Raw genomic sequence first — 18,894 nt, forward strand, 5'->3', positions numbered from 1 at the left:
CAATGGCGGAGAGTGCACGTAGGCGAGGAGGGAGCCGGCTAGATGACCGTCGATCAGCTGACCAGCTGTTTGACCGGGAGCTGGATCACCTGCCGCCGGAAGCGCGCTGGCGCGAATGGATGAACCGCGTCGAGGCCACGATCTTTGCGGCCAGCGAGCCAGTCGACCGCGAAATGCTCGCCCGCATCGTCGGGAAAAGCTGCAGCATTGATCTTCTCATCGACGACATCCGCGAGGAGCTGCGCGGCCGCCCTTACGATCTGGTTTCGGTCGCCGGCGGCTGGAAACATTTGACCCGGCCTGCCTATGCAGACGCCATCCGCGCTGCTGTAGGTGGAAGTGGGAAGACGGCCGACCTTACGCAGTCGGAGGTTTTGGTGCTGATGTGCATCGGCTACTTCCAGCCGATTACCCGCGCCGAACTGTCGTCGTTCTTCGGCAAGGAGATCAGTCGCGATTTTATTGGTCATCTGCGCGGTGCCGGCCTGATCGCTTCCGGTCCGCGCAGCCCAACGCCGGGCGCGCCCTACACCTACGTGACGACAAAAGAATTCCTGCTGGAGTTCGGGCTCGACACGCTGCGCGACCTGCCGGATTTCGAAGCCCTCGAAGACGCGGGGCTGTTGTCGAAGGAGAAGCTGCTGGCGGGCGACATCATGCCGGAATTTTCAATCCAGCAAAACTCCAACGGCGAGATCGAAGATTAAATGCCCGCTAGCTATTAGCATCCACGCAGATGGTGGATGGTGCTCGCTCCAAGCGTGAGAAATCGTTGACGGGCGAAAGCGGTTAGGAGTTGGATAGCTGCGCAGGGGGAAGAGCCATGCCGCTCAATCTACGTATCGGGATACTTGTCGTCGGATCGCTCGATTGGGAGAGCAAAAGCTACGGCGGGCATTTTGTCGGAAAGCCGGATCAAGTTCGCATGAAGTGGCGGGAGACACGCCTAAAAGCAGACAAGCGGTCGATCCAATACGTTCGTGTCCCGATCCGGTATGGCCGGCGGTCCTCTAGTCGTGGCAACACCTATACGATGGTTTTCTCGCCTGAGCTTGGTCCACGACTTGGTATTGGCAAAATCTTCCGCTGTCGCAATCCTGCCAACGGCATCGACGATTTGGTGCAGGAGGCCAAAGAACTCTGGAGAGCGGAGCAGCCAAATGGCAACGACGTAATCTCCGCAGGCTGGGGATGTGTCGCGATCCTGACGTCGCCCGGCTTTCTCGACCACGAGGACGCTGCGGATCGAACGAAGCTGCTGGAAGATTGGGCTGCCTTTACGGAAAAGCAAAGCCGTTACGCTGATTTCGCATTTTCCGCCGCCGACCGCGCCGCCGCCGGGGATAGGCCTGTGATTGAAAATGGCCGCCTCAACATCCCTTGGCCGAACTTCAGAAACAACTGGCCGCTCTCGCTGGACGTGGTTCTGCTGACAGCGACCAAACCGAAAATTATGCTGAAGGGAGCATACTGCACCGCGCAAGAGATCGCCGACGCTTGGAAAAAGAACAAGAAGGAAGATTACTATTTTCGCAACAATTTGCTTGCCGGAATTCGAACGGCAGACGATGAGGAAATCAAAACGTATCTAGACGGCTGAAGTGTTGCCGTAGTGCCTTAGGGTCGCATCGCGTCATAGGTTTTGCCAAGGTGCCTTGCGCTGCTGGCTGGACCAACCCAAGCGCCCCATCGTGAGAGAAGGGAGACGCAGTCAGCAAGCATGATCGGAAGAGCTTGCTTGGTCCCGACATGAGGATCGCATCCTCGATGCCGGGTGCTCCTTTTCGAAGTGAGCCTAGTGCACCGTCGAGCCAATCAGGTCCCATGCCGCGGCCAAGGTGATAATTTCGCGATCCAGTGCTGAATAGATTTTGCTTGCACAACCTGATCGTAAGCGAGCTGCAAAGCCGCCAATCGCCTTCGGGGAGTTCGCTTTAGCTCTCAGCTTCCCCGATGTGACTAACGCCGCGGCTAGGCCACGTCGGACGGGGGGACACCCGCCATCAGATCTCTCAAAAGGGGAGCAAGGGTTGGGAGGGGACAACCAAAGATAATACGGCGGCTAGGAAGCCAGGCGCTTTGCAGAGCGACAACCCAGTAGCGAACCCTCTTTTCGCCCTCGATGCGAAACCCAAATATCGGCCCGCCGCTCATGCCAACGACACTGGAGATCTGCAAGCCGTCATCGATCTCTCCAACAAATCGCGGGTAGGTGGTCTGGCGCGTGCCAGGCGGGAGCGTCTCATGTCGCAACACGCGAAACATGGTAGGCGAGACTGCGCCGTTTCCCGAAGCGTCAATCGCGGGCGATGTGAATTCCTGAGGCAGACCCAGCATCGCGTAGCCATCAAAGCAAACTCGGTGCTGGTGAATCCACCGCTCCTCATCGAGTGCTACTGTTCCGTTCTTCGCCAGAAGGTTGGTATAGTAGGGACGCAGAGGAATGGCACCAAAATCGAGCCCCTGTTCATCGTCATCGACGATGTAGAATGGCTCGTTTCTCACATCGAACGGAATTGGATTGTCTGTGACACGGCCTTGAGCGAACGTGTCAGCCAGAACGACATCGATGACTTCGATCCTGTCATCGGCGAGTTTATCCTTGAGATCGGCCAGAACGTGTCCTGCGGTGACGAAGCAGGTGGAGCCTGCGATGTCGATCAGCGTGCCATTGTATGCCGCAAAAGAGAGCGCTTCCTGTTTGGAAGCGCTTACTAAACGATAGGTCACGCAGATCGCCACGAGATGACGGCCGAAAAACTGCAGGCCGTCGCTTTCGCCCCACTCCCGGGTATCGCTGGTCTGATCCATCTGCCGGCTTGAATCCTTCAAGCGTAGCAACCTGCACGATTGGACCTGGCTAGGCAACCTTTGCGGCACACGCGCATCTTGCCTGCAGCGACAGTGCCGCGCGCCAAGCAAGCCCAGCGGCGCGGTCGTCCGCCTCAGGGAATCGATATGGTGGATGTTCTCGTTGCAGCTAATAGGGCCGTGTGGGTCGCAAGGTATCGGTGGGAAGAAAATGCCCGCGGACCCAACGCACCAAATAGTCGACGAGAAACGGTAGATCTTGCACATGCCGTTGAATCGTACGCAGCAACGCAACGTAGTCCGATCGCCCTTTGATCAAGTGCTCGAGCAACAATCCGGTCGCAGCCTGCCGGAATGGGTAAGTAGAACCATCCGACCAGAGGTCACGAAGACACTGTAGCGCCGCCAGCACGTGGGATTTTGGCTCCGCGCCTCGCCCACCTATGACCTCGCACAAAGTCCGGTACAAATATCCCGGTGCCTGGCCTTCGGCGGCGTCGAGTCGAAATGCGCGAGCCAGAGCAATGCCCGAAACTCCAATGTATGTATGGCCGCTATCTACCAAGTCAGCTGACCAGCGAATGAACGTGTCGAAGTCAATATGGCCGTGTTCGGCCGCGACCCCGAACACTTGATGAAGCCATGCACTACGGCTCCATCCCATAATGTGCGCAAACTCCCTGATAGGCCGATCGTCGCTGATCAATAGATGCTTGTTCTGGATGGCCAAGGCTACGCTGTCGAAGAAGTCGCTCTTCCCACCCTGCAAGAATTCAATCAATTCCTTGGGCAGTTCGTCGGTCAGAAGCAACGGACAAACGTGGGCATTGGTTTCGACCCACGCTATCGCCTTGTCGATATCTTCGAGCCAGGTCTTGACGATCTCCGGAGCGACTTCCGTCGCAGCGATCCGTCCGTTGTCGTATTGAGCCGTCTTGAGGCCGTCTTTGAGAGAAAATTGAATTTGTTCACGACGGGCAAGCAACCGGTCAGATACGCTCTGAGGCAGATGAATTCGACCACACGTTGCCTCGATAGTCTCGAGAGCCCTCAACCGCCAGCCTGTCCAGAATGCCAAGAGATCCAGCGTGCATCCCTGGATCGCGTTCTCACGGACGGCGATTGCGGCGGTATCTCGTTCAGCCTCGTTGCCGATCGCGACTTTCAGCGGCACTCCCTGGGACGCCAGCCCAGCTGCGACCTCGATCGTGTCGACGCCGATGCGATGCGCGAGCATAGCAAGTGGCCACGGTCCGTTCGTGTAGGTTTCCTGCTCCTGCTTGACCCAGTCAAATCTTTGCTTCAACTCGGCGATCAGGTCATTGAGTCCGTCGGGTCGCTCAATATCGATTGACACCTTCCGAAACCCAAATATTTCGGGAAAGCGGCCCTCATGATGCTCCATCACGTAGTGAAGTCGGGCGACGTACTTGTGGCGAAGCGCTATAATCTGGCCCGGCCTGCCAGATGGATCCAGGAACCGATCACCGCTTGAAAGTCCTATGAGTGCTCGGACGAGCGGATGGTCAGGCTCCCAGGATTCATTGTCGAGTCGACGGAGATCGGGATCCGGCTCGACCACCAGAAAGAGCCGCTCGCCGTCGTCGTAGCTGAGGTCCACCGCAACGTCAGATGCAACGACTCTAGCATTCCACGATCGATCTTCGTTGTCGGTACGGCCTTCCTCGATGACGAGCGCCGAAAGCGTCATCCATGCCTGCGATCGATCGCGGTTCTCGAGAAAGAGGCGATACGCAAGAGCCGCCGCCCTATCGAGGTAGCCAAAGTGGCCAAGCAAGCTTGCAATTCGAAAGCGATCCTTAAGGCGTCGGTATCGAAGAAATTCCAGGGGGTGATCGAGTTCGGCGACGATCTCCGTCGATTGATTCTGACGGAGCAGGATTTCAATTCTCAGAAGGCGCGCGTCCGCATCCGAAGCATCGAGACTCAAAATCCTTTCGACGGACGCACGCGCCGTAGAGAGGTCGCCAACGTTCCACGCGTGAGTTGCGGTTGCCCAAAGTACGTCGGGTGTGTCGCGCACGATTGGTGCTGCACGCTGGAGCGCATTCCGAAAAGCCTCATCCCGACGGGCCGCGGCGAGGCACTGCAGATACATCGTAGTCAGGGGACCGGGACGGTTCAGGTCGACAGCGCTGTCCAAGAGTGCGGCAGCTTCCTCCGGCAAGTCGTTGTGGCGAAGCTGGTCGGCGACTTGATATCGCGTGACGACATCAACCGTGTCGGGCAAGCCCTCCACAATTTTTCGCAGGCGAGTCGTGATCTCATCATTACCAACGCCGGTTTTCTTGTCACAGCGGATAAGGAGCAACTCAGCCTCGACTTTATCCGTGCCCAGCTGTCGAAGGGCTTCCACCGCCTCCCGCACCCTTCTTTCGTCATCGAGAACAAGCGCGAGTTCGCCGATGAGATGCCATCGTGAGCTTGCCAAGGCAGGGCTCAGCTCGTCCGGATCAATAGCCAACACCCGACCCAATGCTCCCGAGGGGTCATCGAGTGCGACTAGGTCAGCGGCGAGAAACTGGTTCTCGGGATCACGATCGCCTTCCAGCGTCGCCAAGGCATCCTTCGGTCTGCTCTGGCCAATCAGAGATAACGCGAGAAGACGTCGCAGCTGAGGCTCGCCGTGAACGACGGCGGCTGCGCGCTTAAGCAGTGTCTCGCATTCCGCGGGCCGATCCCCCAGCCGCAGGAGGACGCCAGCGTTGTTCAGATAGGCAACAAGATCATGTCGATCGGCAAAGCCGATTTCCAGCATATGTTCCGCAACTGCCTTCATATCGTTGGCCGCGGTGTTGAGTTCATCGGGACTGATCGGGCTACGGGCTCCCGGAACGGTGGCGCCGGATGTCACGACTATAGAGAGCGTTGCAACGGCCCCAATTCGCTTGAATTCCGCGACCTCGGGATGCTTTCGTGCAAGCTGACGATTTCGCTCTGCCCAATCGGAGACGTTTCGACGGCTGTAAAATTCTGCCAGACCGAGATCCGCATGAGTGCTATCGACGAGATCCGGCGGGATGAGCGAATGTGGGTCGCCGGCGAAATCTGATCGCGCCGCTGCTTGGAGTAGATAACCTATCGCATGATCGGCACGCGGCGTACCGGCCAAAGCCTTTTGCGCAAGATCCATGGCCTCGGAATATCGTCCCTGAATCGTCCGGGCCAAGGCGAGATTGGCATTGGCATTCGGATCATCAGGGCGGATCGAATGCGCCGTTTCGAACCGCCGTGCCGCGTCCGGCTCCCGGCCCAGATCGAGAGCCGCCGCGCCCAGGTTGGTTTCAATCCGAAAGCGGGCCCACGGCTTCTTGTCCAGGACCTCCTTCTCTAGCAGCCCAAGAAGTGCCTTCTCCGCAATAAGCGGCTGATCCTCTCCCAATAGATCGCGAAATGTATCGATGCGGGCATGCAACGCCGGATCCTCGCTGGAGAGACTGCTATTCGATGAGCTATCTGTCGGTAAGGAAACAAATCCCATTTGCCGAAGCTGTTCGCCGACTTGCAAGGCAATCTGTCCCGCCAAGTCGCCTGGAGCGCGGTCTCCCGGTAATGGCTGCTGTGGGGCAGACGTGGATACCGAAGCCGGGAAGAAAAAGGCGTACGCCCGCTCATGGAGGGCGATCAGGACCTGGAGCGCTCCCCAACCATAGAGTGAAACCGTCAGGTCGTGGCCCTCTTCCCGCAGGGCTTTCTCAACGGCAACCGCTGCATCGGTCGCATGGGTATCGTCTTCCGCGGTTGTGGCAAAAATGATCTCCTTCAGTGCTGCCTCGAGTTGCAGCGCCGCCCGGCAATCGGAGAGGATTTTCGCCTGCTTGAGCGGCTTTGTGACCCTTCGGCATTGGACGCCGACATAGTGGTTGGGATCGCCATTGCGACGTCCGATTACATCGATTCCGCGCTGATCCTGCCCGCCGCGGCCGTACTCAACGGTGTTCGGGTCGTTCAGCTCATCGCGAAACAAGATCACACACCCGCGCTGCAGCGCCTGCCAATCCTTAGGTTTTGGGATTTCGTGGGCAAGTCGCGTTGATAGCGGCACACTCTGGTCAGATGGTTGCCGGAAGACGCGGCTGGGGAGGTCAACAAGTACCTCGTTGCTGTTTCCCGATTTGCCCTGGTCGCCCGTTTCAGCCATCAGAAGCTGACGCCTACGATCTTTACGCCGATCCGGTCGGCGAGTTCGAGCAACTCGGAATAGATGTCAGAGTTGCCGGTCAAATCGAGCGACGCGCCGGACTGCACCAACATGTTTGCCGGAATTCGGTCGCCAAACAGCATCACCGCGAGAGCCCGGTCGTCCTGCCGAGAAATCCAGCAAAGTCCCTGGATATCTGGGCATTGTGCGTGAATGGCTTCAGCCCAGGGGCGTGTTGCAGGATATCGGTCCTTCTCAGTGTCAATAATCTGGCTGCGCTTGATGCCGAGTTTCCGCAACGCGGTGACGCTCAAATCAGCTAGGACCAAATCCCTCCGTGGCACCACCTGCGAATAGACTTGATCGGCTAGTTTCACCTTGTCGTAAGTCTTCAGGCCTGCGGTGAATGGCACATCGTGGAAGACGGTTTCCATGGCCGCACAGTCGAAGGTCGTACCGCCATAGAGAGTTGGGACACTTGCCCCATTTGCACGCTTTATCGGGCTGAATCGGGCGTTGCCTTTAAAGCCTGGATTGAATTCCGCGCCGGCATAGAGATTCAAATGTATGCGATGGATAGTTTGGTCCGCTGGCCATATCGCTCGCGTTATGTTGTCGTGCAAATCGTTCGATGGGACGGGAACTGGTGTTGTCAGGGGTCCCCGTCCAATCTTTGATTTAGCCATGGAGTGCGCCTACCAACTCATCCTCGGCCGCCGCAAGAACGCGCTCGGGTTGCGCAGCGAGCACATCTTGCGGACGCTTGCCTCCGAGGAAGCTATTAACGGATGCAAACCAATAGGCGAGCCCCCAGTCATCCTTCTTCCCGTGTAAGACGCTCAGAATTTTAGCGAGCGTTTTCATCGGCCGATATCCGGTGGCGGAATCCAGAGCGTAGCCAGGGAAATAGTCTATACCCCGATGCCGAACGGCAAAGATCTGACCCTCTTTCTTCCACTTGTTTGGCTGTGCACTTGGGTTGCTTGTGCTGAACCCAGCCATCTTAGCGATTTGGGGAGCGGTTAGCCAATCGCCGCTTTCCAGCACGGCCTTTCTTGCCTCGGCCGCCATCCGCGCCTCGACAAGCATATGCTGTGGGGGCGGAACCTGAGGGACCAGGGCCTCAATTATCGAGTTGATTGCCTCACGCTGGCGACGCATCAGGATGGTTCGAACCAACGGCGCAATGCTGACGACCGTGTCGGCTAGCGCCCGAACTGCGGGTTCGCTCCCATGCTCGAACGTTAGTGCGATGACCTGCTCCGCTGTCAGCCGATCAAGTTGGTCGCCAACCTGCTTAGGCGTTCCGGTGAGTGCGCCAAATCCCGATAGTTCGATGGTGTCATTAGAAAGTGCCATGATATCCAACTCCGTTGGTTTGGTGAGGGTGATTACATATATAGCATGATAACCGATCTCATCAAGAGTGTCGACTTGAACTCTGGGCTGCCGCTTCATCCGGGCGGTCGGCCTTTCGGGTGATCGGGTGCGCCGCCAAAATTTATCCTGGGCTCACTGCCTTCCGATTCGTCTCGTTATGGCCGCACGTGATATGTTCGTGGTATGTTCGGCACGCATCAGGTAGAGTGTCGGGCAGCGACCTACGGTATCAAGCTAGAATGGTGCGCACGGAAAAAGCCCGATTACGACCGAGCGATTGCGCGGTTTGCGTGTTCGGACGCCGAAGCCGACACCTGGCTGGAGGGTTTTGCCGACGACACCTACCAAGCCAAAGAGCTGCGGTCGACGCGGACGCGGCCGATCACACCATCGAAGAACCCGGCGAGCAGTACTTCAACGCTGCCAAGGATGAAGGCCGTCGTGAAGCTTCGTCGGGGAGGCGGCCGCAAAATATCGGAATTTCGCCCCCGGAAAATCCGACAGGCTGCCGCTGAACGACGTCCCGCAGTGTTTCGTCGTCATAAACTGATTGTACTGCCACAACACCACACGGTCGCCTCCCACTGCACGGCACAAGCCACAAGCGCGCTGTTCCTAGGTAAATTCCAGCAAATTTAGATGGAACTTATCGTGAACATACACTAACACTGCTTAAGTCGTCGGAATTTTTTTGAGGGAAATCATGGCTCGGACTTGGAATCGTGATCGTGCTGCGAAACGCATTCAAACTAGGCTGAGTGAAGTCCGCCTCGAGGACATTGAGATCCGTAAATACGTTCGCGACATAAACCTCGACAACCTTCCGCGCACGGTAGCTTATCGCGTGGATGGCGTGCATTTGTATGCCGATATCGTCAATCTCGATGATATGTTGAACGTAACGACCGTGGAGGGTGAAACCTGCCACAAACGGACCTTGCGTTTTCTTAACCTCCATTATCGCGCGGTGCATCGAATTCTGCAGGAAGTCGACGCGCTTTTCGTTGATTTTCACAATCAGCGCTTACATTCAGTGGTCACCAAGCCGTACGACACTGAAGACGGGCGTATCCATCGCGCCGTGGCAATTGGTCAGTTGATCATTGATGTCCTGAAGCGAACAGGTGAGGACGCCGACCACCCTGCGGCGAAGGTTCGAGTGGGTATCGACAGTGGGAAGGCCGTTGCCGTCAGCAATGGCCGTCGCGGCCACCGCGAACCACTTTTTTTGGGTGAACCCGCCAACCATGCAGCCAAGCGGGCTGGGGGAGGGAAAGCTACCGGGATTTATCTGACGAACCTCGCGCGCAAAGTGATTGGATTGAAGGACGTCGACAATCCAGACGTCAATCCGCTTTCGGCGTCGGAAATCGAAACATCGCAAAAATCAGCCAATCTGAGCGTGACAGCAGATCAGATCGTCTCTGAGTGGAAGACTGACTTGACCAACAACCCAATTGGTTCTTTCAGCTTCAGCGGTCACACGCCGCCGTACAGCACTCTCGATATTGAAACGCTGTCGGTCCGGAATTCGCGCCGGCAAGATGCCGCGACAGTTTACGGCGACATCGACAACTTCACCAACTACGTCAGCGCAAACATTGGCGACGACAGTGGTGCAAAGCACGTCGTGCGCGCTCTTCATGTCATTCGCAGCGAGCTCGATGCCGTTCTTCACAAAGACTTTTCAGGCCGGAAGGTTCGTTTCATCGGCGATTGTGTGCATGGCCTTCTAGTCGAGGGCACTGCTCAGACTACCGATAGCGAGACGACGATCAGCAATATGGTGCTCTGCGCCGGTGGGATGCGAAGCAGTTTCGACCTGGCAATCGAGAAACTGCAAGATGACGGCACTGATGCGACAGACCTTGGGCTTGCTGTTGGGTTCGAATTCGGACCGATGACAGTCACGAGACTCGGGGTAAAAGGCGCGCTTGTCCGGTGTTCTGTAAGCCGGGGAGTCATACAGGCGGAACGGGAGCAGCATCGTTGCGGAGAACATGAAACCGCTATCGGGCAGAATGCTTATGACAAAGGCAATGATGCAGTTCGCGGTATTTTTGGTTCGAGGCGGAAGCGCGCCAATTTGGACTACGATGTAGCCGTTACCGAGTTGTCGTCCAAGGGCGACAAGGTCGCCAAAGCAGCGGCGGCCTTTGCAACCGCCGGCTTACTGAAACCAGCGTCGGCTCCCGCAAGTCCCTACAGTTTTCAGAATCGCCCGACCGGACCAGCCAAGAAAGACGGCTTTTCTTGATCTGGTATTTTCAGAACGCGGATCGATCGCGGCACGAGCGGCTCGCCATCGAAGCGCTCGTTGGGGAAGTCCAATGGTTACGCCCGCTCGATTGGCGAATCGATGAACATCTTCGTTTGGTTTGGGACGCCGACATCTTGATCGGAGAACGCATATTTCCGATTTATCTTCGATATCCCAACCATTTTCCTCATTCACCGCCGCTCGTGATGCAACGAGGCGATACGTCTAGATGGTCCAGCCACCAGTGGGGAGCTGGCGGTGAGTTATGTCTTGAAATTGGCGCCGACAACTGGAACTCGGATTTTACAGGCGCAGATATGGTTCGAAGTGCCTATAGTCTGCTTGAAATGGAGGTGGAGCGAATACCAAGCTCCGAAATTCCATCTCGGCATCAGACGACCCTCGGCCAGGACCTTCGTTGGACGGTGAGCCGGCTTGCAGCGACGACATCTTTGCTGGAATTTGCCGCCACTCAAGACGTGCCCCTGGAAGGGAAGGTCGACTGCATAGTACACGACGAAGCCGTCATATATTACGCTTCACTTTTTGCTCGGAATGGTGCCGAAGTCTGGCGTGACGCGTCAATCCCAAAGCCCCTCCGAGCGGAATCCTTCAACATCGACGGGGTTCTAATTCCATGGCCGTCGGCAACGAGCCTTCCAACCATTGCGACAGTTAAAGACTTTCGCGCTGACTTGGCTGCCCAATGGTTCCCGCTGGATGATAATAGAAGGGTTGTCCTGCTTATGCAGGGCAAAGCGCTTCACGCCTTTCGGATGTATGGAGACTCCGTTTCCAAGGTGACCATCGTCGGTCCCGAGCTAGTCGTGGATCGACTGGGCGAGGACCATCGCTCTCTCTTGGAAAGGAAGGTGGCTATCGTAGGCTGCGGATCACTCGGTAGCAAGGTTGCAGCGAGCCTTGCCAGATCTGGCGTTGGGAATTTTCTTCTAGTCGATGATGACGTTCTTATGCCCGGTAACTTCGTGCGGCATGATCTCGATTGGCGGGATATCGTGACACACAAAGCAGACGGCGTTGCACGTCGCGTCCAGTTAGTGAATCCGATGGCCCAAACTGACATTCGTCGACAGCGGCTTGGCGGACAGGAGTCGAGCGGTAGTCTCGAAGGGCTCATCGAAGTCATCTCGCAGTGCGACCTTATTGTTGACGCGACATCTAGCGCAGAGGCGTTCAACTATCTGTGCGCCGCCGCCGAAAGTGGTGCGAAGCCAATGATATGGGCGGAAATTCACGGCGGGGGTATCGGCGGCCTGATCGCTCGTCATCGGCCAGGCATTGAGCCCGGCCCAGCACTGATGCGGCGAGTGATCGAAAATTGGTGCGCCGAGAAGGGACTCGTGGTTGAGCGCCCCGAAAGGTCATATGAGGATCGAAATGTAGGCATTCCTTGGGTCGCAGATGATGCAGATGTGTCTGTTATCGCAGCTCACGCCTCGCGATTCGCGATCGACCTGTTGATCCCTCGCTCGCCATCCATTTTTCCACACTCAGTATATTTCATCGGGCTTGCGGAAGGATGGCTGTACAGTGAGCCGTTCCATACGGAACCTGTTGACGTCGGACTGGCCTCTCAGGTTATTGCGGAGCAGAACATTCTCGACGAAGCCGACGTAGCTGCCGAACGGGCACGTATTATCCAAATACTTGGGAGATCATTTGGTCAAACTCCTCCTGCCGGATGATATAGCGTCGCGGCTCAATATCGCGCTGGCGAAAGCTAGACGCCAGGAGATCGGTGGTCTTATCGTCGGCGAGCACGTGACGGACGAAACGTTTCGGATTGTCGATATTTCAATCCAGACGAGCCATGGCACTCCCACACATTTCGAACGCGATCCTGTATTGCACGCGGAATTCCTGCGAGAATTTTTCGAGCGAACAGGCAGAGATTTTGAGCGGTACAATTATCTGGGTGAATGGCACTCGCATCCGAGCTTCGACCCGATCCCAAGTGCCGACGATGTCAGGACGATGCGATCGATTGTAAGCGACCCGAAAGTAGGCGTGAATTTCGCTGTCCTGTTGATTGTCCGTCGTACCGGCTCCACGAGGCTCGCCCTATCGGCGACCGCATTTTCCCAATTACTTCCTCCTGAGTCGGTGACCGTCGTCGGTGATGTTGGCACCGCAGCAAGGAAGAGGAGCCTCATGGAAGCCAGTCTGGATTGGCTCAGGAATTTGGTGTCTTAACGCCGAGTTGCCGCACGATTTTTCGGATTTGCGTGCAAACCGGTCCAAGGCGTGACGCCAGCGTGCTGGGATCGCCCGTTGCGAAAGACGCTGGCGTCAGACCATGGAGGTCCGACGGAAGGTTTATCCCCGTTTGGCGCGGATATACTAGGATACTGCGACGCCGACCAAGGCGTCCCATGAACATGCCAAGCTCAAAGAGCACGTTGTCTCGGATGGCAGAATTGCGAGCGCCTCGGCTGGTTTCGACGATGTCCTCGAATAGTGCGACCGCTACACCGAAATCGCTTTCGGCCACGGCTAGTTCCAGAGATTCAAGCGGATAGCCGCCCGCCCAGAAGACGCCGTTCGGCCACACGGTTGCAAGTACGTCATGCTGGAGACCGGTCTGGATTTCATTCGCAACGTCGAGCCCCTCCACAGACGACATTATAAACATCCTCGGCTTCTCGTTGGGGGTCGTCATGAGTCGATTGCGATCGAATAGCCGCCGCGACAACTCTTGGGCTACGGATTTCCAGATCAAACCCGGAAACTTGTCAGCCAAAGCCGAGAATTCTGCCCCCGACATCTTTATCGCTACGACCGTATCTTCAGCGAACACTGAGGCGGACCGCCGCTGGGAAGGCTCTATCGCGGCCATCTCGCCGACGTGCGCACCGGCCTTTAGAGTTCGCACCTCTTGACCTTTGACCACTACAGAGACGCCGCCGGCGACAAGAAAGAACACGTCGTTGTCCTCACCGCCTTCGGCAATGAGCGTATCCGCGGCCTTGTATTCTACGAGCTCGCCAGCCGTCGCGATTGCCTCAGCGACCGCTGCGTCACCACTGTCAAACTGCCGCTTCAGACTAGCGATAAGCGCCGAACTGTTGCCGCCTTCAAACCGCTCTTTCATATTCCCTCCCGGCAATGCATTTGTCTGAATCCTATGTATGTATTTGCTGGGCCTACAGGAAATGTTCGCGAGGGTACGAGGCTATGGAGTGGCCGGAGACGGCCAAATTATGAGCCGCGTGGTCCTAGGTTGCCAAAACTAGTGCCGACTGCTGAAGATTCTACGAGAATCTAGACGAAGCGCCGTTCCGGTAGATTGCCGATCTTCACTCGATGGTCCAACGCTCCCGTTGAGACGAGGTAGCCCATAATGCCGTCCTTTGATTTGATGAATGCCAACGTAGACTGCCCACTCGGGAACGTAATTTGTCCGGACGCGATCTCCAGCGCTGCGCTTTCTCCGGCGTAGTAATGGAACGTAATTGGGCGCTCCGTAACCTCAATCTCCAGTGCGTAAGTGCATGTGATATCCTTCACTTGGAAGCGCTGGCCCAGAGCGTCGATGACGTACAATCCGTCCATCGGAGCAACGATTTGACTGTTGAGGGTCTGGCGGGTCGGATTGCGGGCCTCCGGGGGCAATTTGTCCATGATGAGGGATTGAATACCCTCGCCGGGGTAGGGCAAGCCGTCAGACGTATAGACTGCGGATGGTTTCGTGACCTTTCGCCCGTTTTCCACCACGCCAACGCAGGCCCCGATCGCGGTGAAGTTGTAGAATTGGCCGACGATGGTGACGGTGCCAATCCATTCAAAGGATTCCGCCTCGGCCAAGTCCATGCATGTCAGGTTCAGTGCCTTTGCCTTGGTGCGGGCGGTGCGTGTAAAGCCGTTCGCAGCAACAACGATTCCGCGATGGATTCCAGTCTTTTCACACTTCTTAGCGAAGGCCTCAATCTGAGGAACTCCCACCTTTCGCCCTTGGTCCCTGCATTCAATGGCCGTCAGGTTGGGCCCGTGATGAGTACGACGGATAATCACCACGTCATGTTCGCGAAGCCGCCCGGTGTCCTTGTCGGGTAACCGTAAGGAGGAATCCACCGTCACGCCGTCATGGTGCGCGAACATACGCTCCAGGGTGGCAACGAAATTATGGAATCGCTGACCAGGTCGTTCATGAGAGGCGGTTTCTTTCACGGCGCAAATAGTACCACCATGGTGTCAGCGTTGCATCCCGTCTAAGACTTTGGGCTGGAGTTTATCCGCGACGATTGGCGAAGAACGTGTTTCTGGCCCATGGGGTCAGTCGGAGGAACGAGTGTCTGTCGGCGACGGTGCGACGCACCGAAGCTTGGCCGAGAATGAAGTCAACACGGGTTGAGGCTGACCGAGCGCCGTCGCCTTCAGGGTTGCGGGGATCCTTGCTGCGACTTTGGCTTGTTCGGCGAGCGTTGCGGGCGCCTCATGGGCTTCTCAGTAATAACTATGATTGAAGAGGTCGAGACCCCAGAGGAACATGTCTGAGTCAAGCGACGGCCCTGATCCCACGTCAGGGAGCATCGCAACATTTCGATGAATGGAAACGGGGGTTGTTCCTGGTTTGTGCTCAAAAAGCCGCATAAATGGCAGTCTGGTGCGACGTCCGGAATTATTGAGCATTTCACGGGGTAACCAGTCCGGAATTATGGGTTGCTGGCGGGCGGGCGATTGAAAACAGGAGAGTTTTCTGGCTGAGGGTAGGGGTTTCCGATCAAAGATCGAGTTTACTAATGGCCTCAATGACAGTTAATTCTGGATTGGCATTAAGCGATTGGATTTGCGTAGAATATAGCCGCCCTTATTGGTAAACCCGCTCACGGTCGACAACGGATTGGTCGACCCAAGACGACAGGATTGGTAAAACCTGAGCACCGAGGTTCAGCTCTATACTTCCTCCCCAATCGCTTGAGACTTGAGCCAGATGGCGTCAGTATCTCAGCGTTGGCGCTTGCGCACGACGGCGACGGCCTGATTAATTCCGGACAGCGACAGATAATTCTGGACGGCACACCATGCGGAGGCACTTCGCTTTGCGGTCCCAAACCATCACTTCTCAACCAAGCTGTTGCTCTGGCTACAAGGGCTGTGAGGTGCGGACCTGTGATTTGTCAAATGCAGGAATCCCTCGCTATTACTTGTCCCCGATGTGCAAGGAAGGCCTGCTCGTGAAGGTCGGTAAGGGCGGTATCGCGCCGCAGTGGTCGATGCGCCTGCTGTTTCAAGGGCCTCACGCATCTTGTCGACACTGCTGACCCGAGCATCCTGGCCGGCCTCAAAACGATTACCGTAGTCCCTTCACTCCGGCCGCCTTGACTAGGCCGAGAGTGCTTCTAAGCGCGTCATGCGCTTGCGATCTACATCGCTTTGGGGTCATGTCCTTCGACCCGAATGCAAAGCTTGCCGCGCCATATTCGTCCTTGACGCCACAGCTCATGAACGAGCGACGCCAAATGCAGGAGCAGACGCCTCAGAGTTTGGCCAGCGTAGCCAGCATCGCGATAGTCCGCAATGTAGTTGTCGACGTGAGGGAGTGAGGCCGCAGCCTCCACCTCGTGGCCCTTACGCTGCAGTTTCTTGACGGTGCGTGCTCTTATATAACGTGAGCCGCCAATGACCACAATTTTCATGTTGCGTCTCCTTGCCAGCATTGAAACCAAACATGCTCGCCGTCGTGCGTGCCGTTCCCGGTCAGCGTTTCGCCACTATCCTTTGCCGAGATCGTGAGGAAGTCGTGCCCGGAAGCCATTCGTTTCGTCTGGAGGTCTATCGCCTCGCGCTGGAAGGAAGCGCCGGCCTCCTCAAGCGCGATGTGGTCAGCCGAACTGCAGGCGAAGGAACTGTAGTAGAGTTTCACGATCTTTCTCTTGTCTGAATGCAGATGACGTTCCGCAAATGGAGGGGCACGAGCCCGTTCGGCCACTTGGCGCCGGTCGTTCCGGATAGCGCGTTGGAAGGCTCGCACTTGGCAGGAAAGACGGCTACGGTGCAGACAGGTAGGTATGCCTATGCCGAGGTGTGAGCGCGCCGAGACAATTGTTCTTTGATTGCCGCGCGCGCCAAGCCTGGCGTGAGAAATGGTCGCCGGAAGAGCCAAGACCGCCTGTCGCCGCATGGCGTTCTCGGTTATCAGGCCAATCCTTCGCTGAGGAAATAATAAGCGAAAGTATCGGGCGCACACACTGTTGGCACAATGACTGATATCCCGCCTCGGCCCCCATGGTGCCACTTGAGCAAAGAGATGACCACGGCCGCAGACATGCCTGCTCGATTGCCGCCGGCGCGATGAAGCACTTTCCAGCAACAGAGACCTTCATCATGAGCAATCCTGGCGAACCCGAAAGACGGCCCGCCGAGCTGGTGTTACCTGTTGAAGACCTTGCTACGGTCGAGGTCGATTTCTCTTCGCTGGTGCCCGGCACATCTGTGGTCGCGCAATGGCGCGGCAACCGGCGTGAGCATCGTCAGCGCTTGGCGCAGCACCTATCACGGCTCGCGAATTCACACTGCATCCTAGTGCGGCCATGCCAAAGCCGCGTCCTATGAAGCCTACTGGCCCTGGAGCTCGAACCAGCGAATTGATGTCCGGTGGCGTTCCCGGCTTCCCCCAGTAGGTTAGTGGGCGCCGCCGGCTGCTATATGACCCGGCTTCTTTAGCAACAGGACGGCCGACAACGCGATTATTAAGCTAACGCCAAGCAGGAAGAAGGTGTCGTTGAAGGCCATGACGAAGGCCTGCTGGCGTACCCTCAGCGCGATCGCAGCAATCGCTTTTTGTGCAGCGAGCGCCTGGTCGTTGATACCATGCGAATGGAAATAGGCGGTGAGCCGCACAATGCGGACGCGCGTTGCCTCTTGAAACAGGGATACCGATTGTACCAGCACGTTCGAATGGTACTGCTCGCGCTTGGTGAGGAAGGTTTGCAGCAGCGCGATGCCGACGGCGCCGCCGAGGTTGCGGGTCATATTGAACAGGGCCGAGGCAGAGCCGGCATTTTCCGTCTCGATGCCTGACGTGGCTATTGCCGAAAGCGGCGCCAATATAAGGGCTTGGCCGATGGCGCGCACGATGTTCGGCCAGAACAGCTGGTCGCCGGCATATGCTCCGCTCATGTGGACGTTCATGAAGTTGGATGCGGCAAACAGGGCGAAGCCGATCGCGATGACGAGACGGATGTCGAAGCGCTGCATAAGGCCAGGTACAAGCGGGATCAGGACAAGCTGCGGCAGGCCGGTCCAGGCGAGCACCATGCCGATCTGCTCGGCATTGTAGCCCTGAATGCGGGCGAGATAGACGGGTACGATGAAGACCGATCCGTAGAGCGCGACACCAAGCAGGAAGTTGGCGAGGACGCCGAAGCCGAAGTTGCGGCGTACCAGCAGTCTGAGGTTCAGCAGCGGATGGCTCGAAGTCAGCTCGATCCAGACGAACAGGGTCAGCGACACCGCGGCGACGATTGCCAGCCGCGCGATAAAGGGCGAGCCGAACCAGTCGTCTTTGTTGCCTTCCTCAAGTATGGTCTGCAGGGCCGCCAGTCCGATGGCCATGGTGACAATGCCCGGCCAGTCGCCTTTGGCGAGCAGGCCAAGCCGCATCGGTTGGCCGTCGAGCGAAAACCACAGCATGCCGACCATCAGCGCGCCCGGCACCAGGTTGACGTAGAAGATGTATTGCCAGCCCCAGTTCTCGGTGAGATAGCCGCCGATGGTCGGGCCTATCGCTGGCGCGAAGGTGGCCGACAGCGCGAACAGGGCCAGGCCGATCGGCTGCTTGGCTTTCGGCAACATCGTGATGACAATGGTGAAGGCGAGCGGGATGAGCACGCCGCCGGTAAAACCCTGGATCGCTCGTAGGACAATCATCTGACCTAGATTGGCGGCGAAGGCGCAGGCGACCGAAAAGACGAGGAACAGCACCGCGTTGGTGATCAGATAGATCCGCAGCGAGAAGACCTGAGACAGCCAGCCGGTCAGCGGGATCACCACAATCTCCGCTATGAGGTAGGACGTCGAGATCCAGCCACCGTCATCGATGCCAGCCCCAATCGCCCCCTGGATGTCGGCAAGCGAGGCATTGACGATCTGAATATTGAGCACGGCCATGAATGCTCCGAGAGCAGAGCCGACCACCGCCACCCAGACCCGCAGCGAATTGGCGGCACCAGCAGATCCGGCCGCGTTCTGGACGTCGCCGGCCGACGTCGGAAGCGAGGAGACGGCGGTTTTCATTGCTGCAACTCCTCAAGCGCCAGTA

At 57.2% G+C, this 18,894-nt stretch carries 15 protein-coding genes; 6 read left to right on the forward strand and 9 right to left on the reverse strand.

Features of this window, described 5'->3' with window-relative positions; genetic code table 11:
* The first annotated feature begins 2 nt into the window (after positions 1-2).
* Complete coding sequence (locus FJ443_RS24170) at positions 3-707, forward strand: SMC-Scp complex subunit ScpB (RefSeq protein WP_181165401.1); 705 nt, start codon at positions 3-5, stop codon at positions 705-707.
* A gap of 116 nt (positions 708-823) precedes the next feature.
* Positions 824-1,600, forward strand: coding sequence for a hypothetical protein (locus tag FJ443_RS24175; RefSeq protein WP_140523100.1), 777 nt, complete (start codon positions 824-826; stop codon positions 1,598-1,600).
* Between the two features lie 371 nt (positions 1,601-1,971).
* Here FJ443_RS24175 and FJ443_RS24180 read toward each other — a convergent pair whose 3' ends face one another.
* The 4 genes from FJ443_RS24180 to FJ443_RS24195 all read right to left on the reverse strand — a co-directional run bounded on the left by FJ443_RS24180 (position 1,972) and on the right by FJ443_RS24195 (position 8,431).
* Positions 1,972-2,811: a hypothetical protein gene (locus FJ443_RS24180; protein ID WP_140523103.1), complete on the reverse strand. Its 840-nt coding sequence runs from the start codon at positions 2,809-2,811 to the stop codon at positions 1,972-1,974.
* Between the two features lie 169 nt (positions 2,812-2,980).
* Positions 2,981-6,973 carry a tetratricopeptide repeat protein gene (locus FJ443_RS24185; RefSeq protein ID WP_140523105.1) on the reverse strand — a complete coding sequence of 1,331 codons (3,993 nt, stop codon included), beginning with the start codon at positions 6,971-6,973 and terminating at the stop codon, positions 2,981-2,983.
* On the reverse strand, positions 6,973-7,659 hold the full coding sequence (locus tag FJ443_RS24190; protein WP_140523108.1) for an RES family NAD+ phosphorylase: 687 nt from the start codon (positions 7,657-7,659) through the stop codon (positions 6,973-6,975). The genes FJ443_RS24185 and FJ443_RS24190 overlap by 1 nt, the downstream gene beginning before the upstream one ends.
* Complete coding sequence (locus FJ443_RS24195; RefSeq protein ID WP_224656323.1) at positions 7,652-8,431, reverse strand: hypothetical protein; 780 nt, start codon at positions 8,429-8,431, stop codon at positions 7,652-7,654. Before FJ443_RS24195 ends, FJ443_RS24190 begins: the two co-directional genes overlap by 8 nt.
* A 625-nt stretch (positions 8,432-9,056) precedes the next feature.
* On the opposite strand from FJ443_RS24195, the gene FJ443_RS24200 reads away from it, so the two are divergent.
* Genes FJ443_RS24200 through FJ443_RS24210 form a run of 3 tightly spaced genes read left to right on the forward strand, consistent with a single transcriptional unit; the run spans position 9,057 to position 12,827 of the window.
* On the forward strand, positions 9,057-10,610 hold the full coding sequence (locus FJ443_RS24200) for an adenylate/guanylate cyclase domain-containing protein (RefSeq protein WP_224656322.1): 1,554 nt from the start codon (positions 9,057-9,059) through the stop codon (positions 10,608-10,610).
* Positions 10,607-12,319 (forward strand): ThiF family adenylyltransferase, encoded by a 1,713-nt coding sequence (locus FJ443_RS24205; protein WP_140523110.1) that lies wholly within the window; start codon positions 10,607-10,609, stop codon positions 12,317-12,319. The genes FJ443_RS24200 and FJ443_RS24205 overlap by 4 nt, the downstream gene beginning before the upstream one ends.
* The gene (locus FJ443_RS24210; RefSeq protein WP_181165402.1) at positions 12,294-12,827 is read left to right on the forward strand and encodes a Mov34/MPN/PAD-1 family protein; all 534 of its coding nucleotides are present in this window, start codon (positions 12,294-12,296) and stop codon (positions 12,825-12,827) included. The genes FJ443_RS24205 and FJ443_RS24210 overlap by 26 nt, the downstream gene beginning before the upstream one ends.
* On the opposite strand, the gene FJ443_RS24215 is transcribed toward FJ443_RS24210, so the two are convergent.
* A complete protein-coding gene (locus FJ443_RS24215) occupies positions 12,808-13,725 on the reverse strand; it encodes a TIR domain-containing protein (RefSeq protein WP_140523116.1) in 918 nt (305 codons plus the stop codon). The genes FJ443_RS24210 and FJ443_RS24215 overlap by 20 nt on opposite strands.
* 170 nt (positions 13,726-13,895) lie before the next feature.
* The gene (locus FJ443_RS24220; RefSeq protein WP_140666169.1) at positions 13,896-14,801 is read right to left on the reverse strand and encodes a restriction endonuclease; all 906 of its coding nucleotides are present in this window, start codon (positions 14,799-14,801) and stop codon (positions 13,896-13,898) included.
* An 854-nt stretch (positions 14,802-15,655) separates the two neighbouring features.
* Here FJ443_RS24220 and FJ443_RS32085 point away from each other — a divergent pair.
* Positions 15,656-15,895 (forward strand): type IV toxin-antitoxin system AbiEi family antitoxin domain-containing protein, encoded by a 240-nt coding sequence (locus FJ443_RS32085; RefSeq protein WP_347439601.1) that lies wholly within the window; start codon positions 15,656-15,658, stop codon positions 15,893-15,895.
* 102 nt (positions 15,896-15,997) lie between these two features.
* Here FJ443_RS32085 and FJ443_RS24230 read toward each other — a convergent pair whose 3' ends face one another.
* The 3 genes from FJ443_RS24230 to FJ443_RS24245 form a co-directional block, all read right to left on the reverse strand.
* Entirely contained in the window at positions 15,998-16,270 is a 273-nt protein-coding gene (locus tag FJ443_RS24230; protein ID WP_140523121.1) for an SDR family oxidoreductase, read from the reverse strand.
* Positions 16,267-16,497, reverse strand: a complete 231-nt coding sequence (locus FJ443_RS24235; RefSeq protein WP_140523124.1) for a hypothetical protein — start codon at positions 16,495-16,497, stop codon at positions 16,267-16,269. The genes FJ443_RS24230 and FJ443_RS24235 overlap by 4 nt, the downstream gene beginning before the upstream one ends.
* Before the next feature lie 758 nt (positions 16,498-17,255).
* Entirely contained in the window at positions 17,256-18,869 is a 1,614-nt protein-coding gene (locus FJ443_RS24245) for an MDR family MFS transporter (RefSeq protein ID WP_140523129.1), read from the reverse strand.
* Positions 18,870-18,894: the final 25 nt, after the last annotated feature.

The sequence above is a fragment of the Mesorhizobium sp. B2-6-1 genome, assembly GCF_006440475.1.
Classification (GTDB): Bacteria; Pseudomonadota; Alphaproteobacteria; order Rhizobiales; family Rhizobiaceae; genus Mesorhizobium.